A 6,409-nucleotide genomic window follows, 5' to 3' on the forward strand; every position below is an offset into this window, starting at 1 on the left:
GGCCAGGTCTGGATCAACGACCCGGCGAAACGAAGCCAACCCGAACCACAAGGTTCATAGCACCGCGAACGTCTCATTTGACTTGACAACTACCGGGGAGACGGCTGCCGGTGTGTTGAGTGGAATCACCACCCCAACGACGAGGGGCCCTGCCTCGTCACCACACCCACTGACCAGCCCATTTCACCCTCCAGCACAGGATGAAAGAGGCTCAGTGAGCCTTTTCAGCGTTGACGCTCCAGGGTGAGGATGGCTGCGGCGATGGCGGTCATGCGGTTGGGGCTGCAGCGGGCCCGGCGGAAAATGCGCCAGGCCTTCAGCCTCGCGATGCTCCGTTCGACCGGTGCCCGTGCCGCTGACAGCGCCCGGTTGATCGTCTGCTGGGTCGTGGTGAGGTCCCGGTTCGGGAGCCGTTTGATCGGTGTGGTCACCCGGGGGCCGGCGCCGATGTAGGCGCGGTCGGCGAGGATCGGAACGCCCTGGCGTTCGCAGATCCGGATGATGCGGTGGGTGCGGGCCGCGGTCAGGTCATGGGGTGCGGCCGGGTAGCGCCGGCGAGATCCACAGCAGGTTGCCGGTGGGATCTGTCACGACCTGCACGTTCACGCCGTGGCGGCGGTGCTTCTGTGAGAAGTCGGCCCGGCTGTCGCCGACGCGGTCGCACTCGGCGAGGGTTCCGTCGAGCAGGACATGGTCGGGATCGGTCTCGCGCAGGACCCGCAGCAGTCCGGGAGCCCGGCCGGACAGGTGTTGGACGCGCACTCGCCGCTTTGAGGATCTCGTTCGCCCGCCTCAACTCCGCTACTTCTTGGCGGAGTTGCTTCAACTCCTCGTGCTCTGCGGTGGTCAGCCGGTCGTCGCGTTCGCCGGCGTCCGCTTCGGCCTGGCGGACCCAGCCGCGCAGGGCATCCTTGTGGATGCCCAGGTCCTTGGCGACGTGGGCGATCGGACGGCCGGTGGCGCGGACCTCACGGACGGCTCGCTCGCGGAGTTCGTCGGGGTATTTACGTGGTGCTGGCACTGCTCGTGGTTCTCCTTCGGGCCAGGATCATAAGCCTGGCTTCAGGGACTCCACGAATCCGGGGTCAGCTCGCTGTCACCCTCTGCGGCAGCCCGGTCGGTGAGGTGAACTGGCGGGTGCCTGACGCCGTTCGACGGCAGCACGTTGGGTGTCCGGGTCTGCGTGTGGGCAGCGTCGACGGCATGCTGACCCACAAGCAGTCGCTCCCAACGGCCCAGGACCGGTTTCGGGACATGTCTCGCCGCTGGGGGACTCCAACAGTGTCGGAGTCCCCCACCGGTGGCCAAGCGGTCGCCGGTACCTACGGCGGCGGACCACCGTAAGCCTGCTCGGCCTCCTGGTAGCGCTCCACCAAGAGCGCGTCCATCACGGTGGACCCCGGTCCGAAGAACTTGCCGAACCGCTCGCGGTACTGCTGGAACCAGTGCGGTCGCTCGGACAGGAAGAAGACGTCGTGCAGGGCGATGGCGCGGATGGCGAACAGGGGCAAGGGTGCCTTGCTCACCGTGAAGCGGGGGTTGCGTGCGGCCGTCACCTCGCAGTTCTCGTGGAACTGGCCGATCATGAGCCCCTGTGCCACGAAGGCGTCCTTCACCCGGGCATGGGCCTGGTCGAGCAGTCCGGTGTCCTCGCTGCGCAGGTCGGGGAGTGCGACCACCATGGCCCGCAGCATGGGATTGCGGCCCTGCCAGGTCGTCAGCTCGTACTCCCGCAGACTGCTGAGGGCGATCTCCTCGATCAGACCGAGGGTCGGCGCGTGGCCGGCCAACCGCAGGCGGATCTCCATCATCCGGTTCTTGCGCGAGGGTGCCACGAAGGGACAGATGGGCCCCGTGCGGCCGATCTCCGGATGGCTCGCCGAGATGTACTCGGTCAGCCATTCCTCGACGGTCTCCAGCGCGGACGCGAAGTCGACCAGGGGTGCCGTGGACGTCATGACGCACCGGTCAGTTCGGCGACGCGGTCGACGGCGACACGTGCGAGCCGCTGGACCTCCGATCCGTCCGGGACCCGGGCGTTGACGAAGGTGAGGATGTCGTCCTTGGCGACGATCACCCAGGCGGTCTCGATGCGGAAGTGGTCGACGGTGGACAGCCACCGCACGAGAAAGCCGCCGTCTCCCAGCTCGACAGGGCTCAGATCCACCCTTGAGATGTCCAGCTGCACACCGTCGTTGAGTTCCATCCGGTACTGCGCGCAGGCGTGCACCGCGTCGAGGAGCTCCTGGTAGATCTGCCGGCAGGTCCCGTGGCCGAATTGGGCGACATGGTGGAACACCACCGACCCCACGACGTTCGTGAACAGCGCGGAGGCGTGGTGCACCGTCTCGGGATGCGTGCCGTGCGTGAGCATGTTGGTCAGGTCGACGATGGCCCGCCCCGACGTGTCGCCGGAGACGTAGACGGGATCGTAGGCGGCGCTCGGCTCCTCGCCGTAGAACGACTCCTTGAGGTCCTCCTCCCGTAACAGCAGCTGCTGGAATGCGGCGTCGTCCATCGAGGTCTCCTATCGGCGCACGAGGCTCAGGGGGCGCATGTCGGTCCAGTGCTCCTCGACGTGGGCGAGGCAGGTCTGGCGGTCGCTCGGGCCGAACGCGACCGTCCAGCCCGCGGGCACTTCGGCGAACGAGGGCCACAGCGAGTGCTGGCCCTCGTCGTTGACGAGCACCAGGAAGGTGCCGTCGGGGTTCTCGAAGGGGTTGCTCATCATCGCTCCCTGCGCAATACGGTGGGACGGAGGGCCAGGTGTGCCGGTCAGTGTTCCTGCGCGACCCTGGTCACATACGTGTGGATGCCGTCGATCGAGGTGAACTGCGCCATGTCGTCGAACTGTGGCTCGATGACCACGCCGTGCCGCTCCTCCAGGACGTGCTGAAGGACCACCAGGGTGAAGGAGTCGATCACCAGCTCGGCGTCGTCCGTCAGTTCCTCGCGCGGCCCGAGTCCCGCGTTCTCGGTCAATATCGTCCTGAGGTCGTCTTTCGAGATCACCGTTCCCCCTGCGCCCGCGAGGGCGATTCCGACAGGACGCGCCCGTGCATCAGCGCACGGTCGCGGATCAGCTTCCCCATCGAGTTCCGCGGCAGCAGCCGCGTGACGTGGAACCGCTTGGGGACCTTGACGGGGCTCAGCCGCTCCCGGCACCAGACCGTCAGCTCGTCCGCGCCGATGGCGGGGTCGGCGCCCACGAAGGCCTCGATGACCTCGCCGTGCGTCACGACGGCCTCCGTCACCCGGTCGTGGGCCAGGAGGACGTTCTCCACTTCCGTGAGGTCGACCTTCAGTCCACCGATCACGGCCAGCGAGTCGGCTCTGCCGAGCATGCTGAGGACGCCGGTCGCGGAGTCCTGTCGGACCCGGTCGTAGGTGCGCAGCCAGCCGTCCGTGTAGCGGTCGGCGTGCTCGCCGTACAGATACGGCGAGCGGTCCATCCGCACGTGCAGCTCCTCGTCCACGACCTTGACGTCGGCCCCGGGCGCCGGGAGCCCCAGCTGCGGAGGGACGGACGTGCCGGACAGGTCGCCCGCGATCAGTCCGATCTCGGTCAGTCCGTAGACCGGGCTGATCGGCAGGCCGAAGCGTGCCCGGAAGTTGTCGAACGTCTCCTGCGGCACCCGCTCGCCGCCGGACACCGCTAGGCGCAGTGCGAGCAGTTGGGGCCGGTCGGCGACGCGGGACAGCAGGTCGTAGTGAACGGGCGTGCCGTAGACGGCGGTCGTCCTGGTGGCCGCCATGAGCCGTATGACCTCGGCCGGGCGCAGCGTCGGCGGGATGATCAGCGTCGCCCCGGACGCGAGGGCGTGCAGCACGCCGCTGACCAGGCCCATGTTGTGCATGACCGAGTTCAGCAGCATCATCCGGTCGTCCGTGCCGGGGATTCCAGGTAGGGCGGCGTGCCGTTCGATCTCGGCCAGCACGGAGTCGGCGGGTCGGCCGATCACCTTGGGCCGACCGGACGAGCCCGAGCTGAACTGCACGAGTCGTATGTCGTCGACAGCGGGCCGGCCGTCCGGCAGCTGGCGGACCGTGAAGTCCGACTCCTGACGGAATCCGGCCACCGGCCCTCTGGCGCCGGCCGCGGCGACGAGGTACTGCGGACGCACCTGCTGAACCAGCGGTTCGTACTCGGCCGGTTTCAGCCGGAAGTCGACCAGGACCACCTGCGCCCCGCGGCTCCACAGGCCCAACAGCACCTGAAGGTAAGTGAAACTCGGCGTCATCCTCAGGAGAACCGAGCTGCCTTCGCCGATTCCCTGCTTCCGGAAAATCTCATCAAACTCGGCCACCGCACCGCGTAACTGTCCCCGGGTGACCGAAGCGCTCGACACGGCCCACGGGTCGTCGTCGGCGCCGCGGTTCAGTAGACGACTCACCCACTGTGTTTTTGCCATACGGGTTTCCTTTTGTGAAACAGCCTCGGGAAACGTGCGATCGGCATTTGTGGAAATTGAAGCTAACACCGTCGAGAAACGGCGGGCAAGAGCCCGTCGATCAAGGCGAACCGCCCCGCGAGCGACGCGCGGGGCCTGATGCCGGTCACCGCACCTGCAGGGTGCCGCTCGCGAGAAGAAGCTCCGCCCGGCGTGCGGAGAGCGCCTGCCATGTTCCGCCACCAGCGCGAGCGGCCGGCCTTCACCAGCCGAACCGGGGGCAGTTGGCCGCCAGGCCGCGTCGGCGGTCACTACGGCCGGCGCCGGGCGTGCGCGCGGGTCCCGCCGGGTTGCCCCCGTGTGTCCCGCCGGCGGGACACGGCCCGGGCATGCACGTGGCATAGCCGATTGATCTCCTTGACCCTCCGGATCTCCCAGGGTTAGGTTTCCCTCTGTCGTGTTTCCGGGCGGTTATGTCCGGCTCCTGTGCACACGCGGCGATCCGCGTCGCTCCGGCAGTGCGGAGTTCGCCGCTTCACTTCTGCGCGATCGAATTGGCGACGCGTTTTCCAGGACATTGTGAGTTTTTCATTCCTGTCTCTCCGGCCGTCCGTGCGGGGGAATTCTCGGAGGTAGACACTTGTCCGTCAGTTTCGGCAGCACGCTGCCCCTCACGGCTGCGCAACGCGAAATATGGATCGCCGAGCAGCGGCTGGGGAGAGGCAATCGAGTTTTCCGGGTGGGGGAGTACCTGGAGATCCACGGAGGCGTGGACCCGGAGCTGTTCTCGCAAGCCCTGCGACTCGTCGTCGCCGAGGCGGAGACGCTGCACGTCCGCTTCGTCGAGGAAGGTGACGAGATTCGGCAAGCACTCCAGGAGCCTGCCGACTGGCCGCTCGCGGTCATCGACCTGAGCGCGCAGCCGGCCCCCGCCCAGGCCGCCCGCGACTGGATGGAGGCCGCGATCGCCCGGCCCATGAACCTGACCGAGGACCTGCTGTTCGAGTACGCGCTCCTGAAGGTGGGCGCAGACCGCTTCTGGTGGTACCAGGGCTACCACCACGCCGTGATGGACGCCTTCGGGTCCCTGCTGATCACACGCCGGGTCGCCGACGTCTACACCGCACTCGCCCGAGGCGGCTCGATAGGAGCGAGTCCCTTCGGTACGCTGTCCGACCTGGTCACGGCCGAACAGGCCTACCAGGCATCAGGGCAATTCGCTCAGGACAGGGCGTACTGGACGGAACGCTTCACCGATCGTCCGCAGTCGGCGGGAATCGTCGGCACGCCGTCGACCACGCCGGAGCGCTATCTCCGGCACTCCGCCGCCTGTGAGCCGGCGGAACACACGGCACTGCGCGACGCGGCCCGCCGGGCCCGCGCCCCCTGGTCGCACCTGGTCATCGCCACCGCAGCCCTCCACGTCCACCGGACGACCGGCGCGGCCACCGTCGTCCTCGGCCTGCCGGTGACGGCACGCCTCACCCAGGTGGAGCGCCGCACTCCCGGCACGGCTGCCAACGTCCTACCGCTCCGGCTCACGCTACGACCAGAGCTGACCCTCGGCGAACTCCTCACCCAGATCGGCCGGCGCGTGCGCGAACTGGGCGCCCACCAGCGGTACCGGGCCGAGGACATCCAGCGCGACCTCGCACTGCCCGGCCGCATGGGAACCTGGTACGCACCGGTCGTCAACGTCATGTCCTTCGACTACGCGATCACGTTCGCCGGACTGCCGACCACCGCGCACAACCTCACCTCCGGCCTGGTGGGCGACCTCACTCTCGCCGTGTGGGACCGACGTGACGGCGCCGGGCCGGTCATCGACGTGAACGCCCACCCCGAACTGTGCACGCACGACGAACTGGCCGTTCACCACCGGCGCCTGCTCACGGCTCTGCGAGCCGTCACGGCAGCGGATCTCTCCCGGCCGATCGGGGGGATGGATCTGCTGTCCGCGGAGGAGCGGGCGGCTGTGCTGGCGGTGACGGATGGTGTGGTGCCGGGTGCTGTGGTGC

General features: G+C 68.1%; 6 protein-coding genes and 2 pseudogenes. 1 reads left to right on the forward strand and 7 read right to left on the reverse strand.

The window, feature by feature from the left end; translation table 11 throughout:
- Positions 1-224: 224 nt before the first annotated feature.
- The 7 genes and pseudogenes from ACFC02_RS41055 to ACFC02_RS41085 all read right to left on the reverse strand — a co-directional run.
- Positions 225-747: pseudogene (locus tag ACFC02_RS41055) on the reverse strand (transposase family protein); the annotation flags it as partial.
- Between the two features lie 112 nt (positions 748-859).
- Positions 860-1,021: pseudogene (locus tag ACFC02_RS41060) on the reverse strand (transposase); the annotation flags it as partial.
- Between the two features lie 301 nt (positions 1,022-1,322).
- Entirely contained in the window at positions 1,323-1,958 is a 636-nt protein-coding gene (locus tag ACFC02_RS41065) for a DUF6875 domain-containing protein (RefSeq protein ID WP_376367892.1), read from the reverse strand.
- Positions 1,955-2,518, reverse strand: a complete 564-nt coding sequence (locus ACFC02_RS41070) for a hypothetical protein (protein WP_376367894.1) — start codon at positions 2,516-2,518, stop codon at positions 1,955-1,957. Before ACFC02_RS41070 ends, ACFC02_RS41065 begins: the two co-directional genes overlap by 4 nt.
- Positions 2,519-2,527: 9 nt before the next feature.
- The gene (locus ACFC02_RS41075) at positions 2,528-2,728 is read right to left on the reverse strand and encodes an MbtH family protein (RefSeq protein ID WP_358414928.1); all 201 of its coding nucleotides are present in this window, start codon (positions 2,726-2,728) and stop codon (positions 2,528-2,530) included.
- 47 nt (positions 2,729-2,775) lie between these two features.
- A complete protein-coding gene (locus tag ACFC02_RS41080) occupies positions 2,776-3,012 on the reverse strand; it encodes an acyl carrier protein (RefSeq protein ID WP_358414660.1) in 237 nt (78 codons plus the stop codon).
- A complete protein-coding gene (locus ACFC02_RS41085; RefSeq protein WP_376367897.1) occupies positions 3,009-4,793 on the reverse strand; it encodes a class I adenylate-forming enzyme family protein in 1,785 nt (594 codons plus the stop codon). Before ACFC02_RS41085 ends, ACFC02_RS41080 begins: the two co-directional genes overlap by 4 nt.
- A 238-nt stretch (positions 4,794-5,031) precedes the next feature.
- On the opposite strand from ACFC02_RS41085, the gene ACFC02_RS41090 reads away from it, so the two are divergent.
- Positions 5,032-6,409: condensation domain-containing protein (locus ACFC02_RS41090; RefSeq protein WP_376367899.1), on the forward strand; the 1,378-nt coding region annotated here is incomplete at its 3' end.

The organism is Streptomyces sp. NPDC056160, assembly GCF_042268205.1.
In the GTDB taxonomy this organism is placed as follows: Bacteria; Actinomycetota; Actinomycetes; order Streptomycetales; family Streptomycetaceae; genus Streptomyces.

Bases quoted from the DNA above. Each gene is read 5' to 3' on its own strand.
- ACFC02_RS41070 (WP_376367894.1), bottom strand. From the start codon at position 2,518: ATGGACGACGCCGCATTCCAGCAGCTGCTGTTACGGGAGGAGGACCTC.
- ACFC02_RS41065 (WP_376367892.1), bottom strand. From the start codon at position 1,958: ATGACGTCCACGGCACCCCTGGTCGACTTCGCGTCCGCGCTGGAGACC.
- ACFC02_RS41075 (WP_358414928.1), bottom strand. From the start codon at position 2,728: ATGAGCAACCCCTTCGAGAACCCCGACGGCACCTTCCTGGTGCTCGTC.
- ACFC02_RS41085 (WP_376367897.1), bottom strand. From the start codon at position 4,793: ATGCCACGTGCATGCCCGGGCCGTGTCCCGCCGGCGGGACACACGGGG.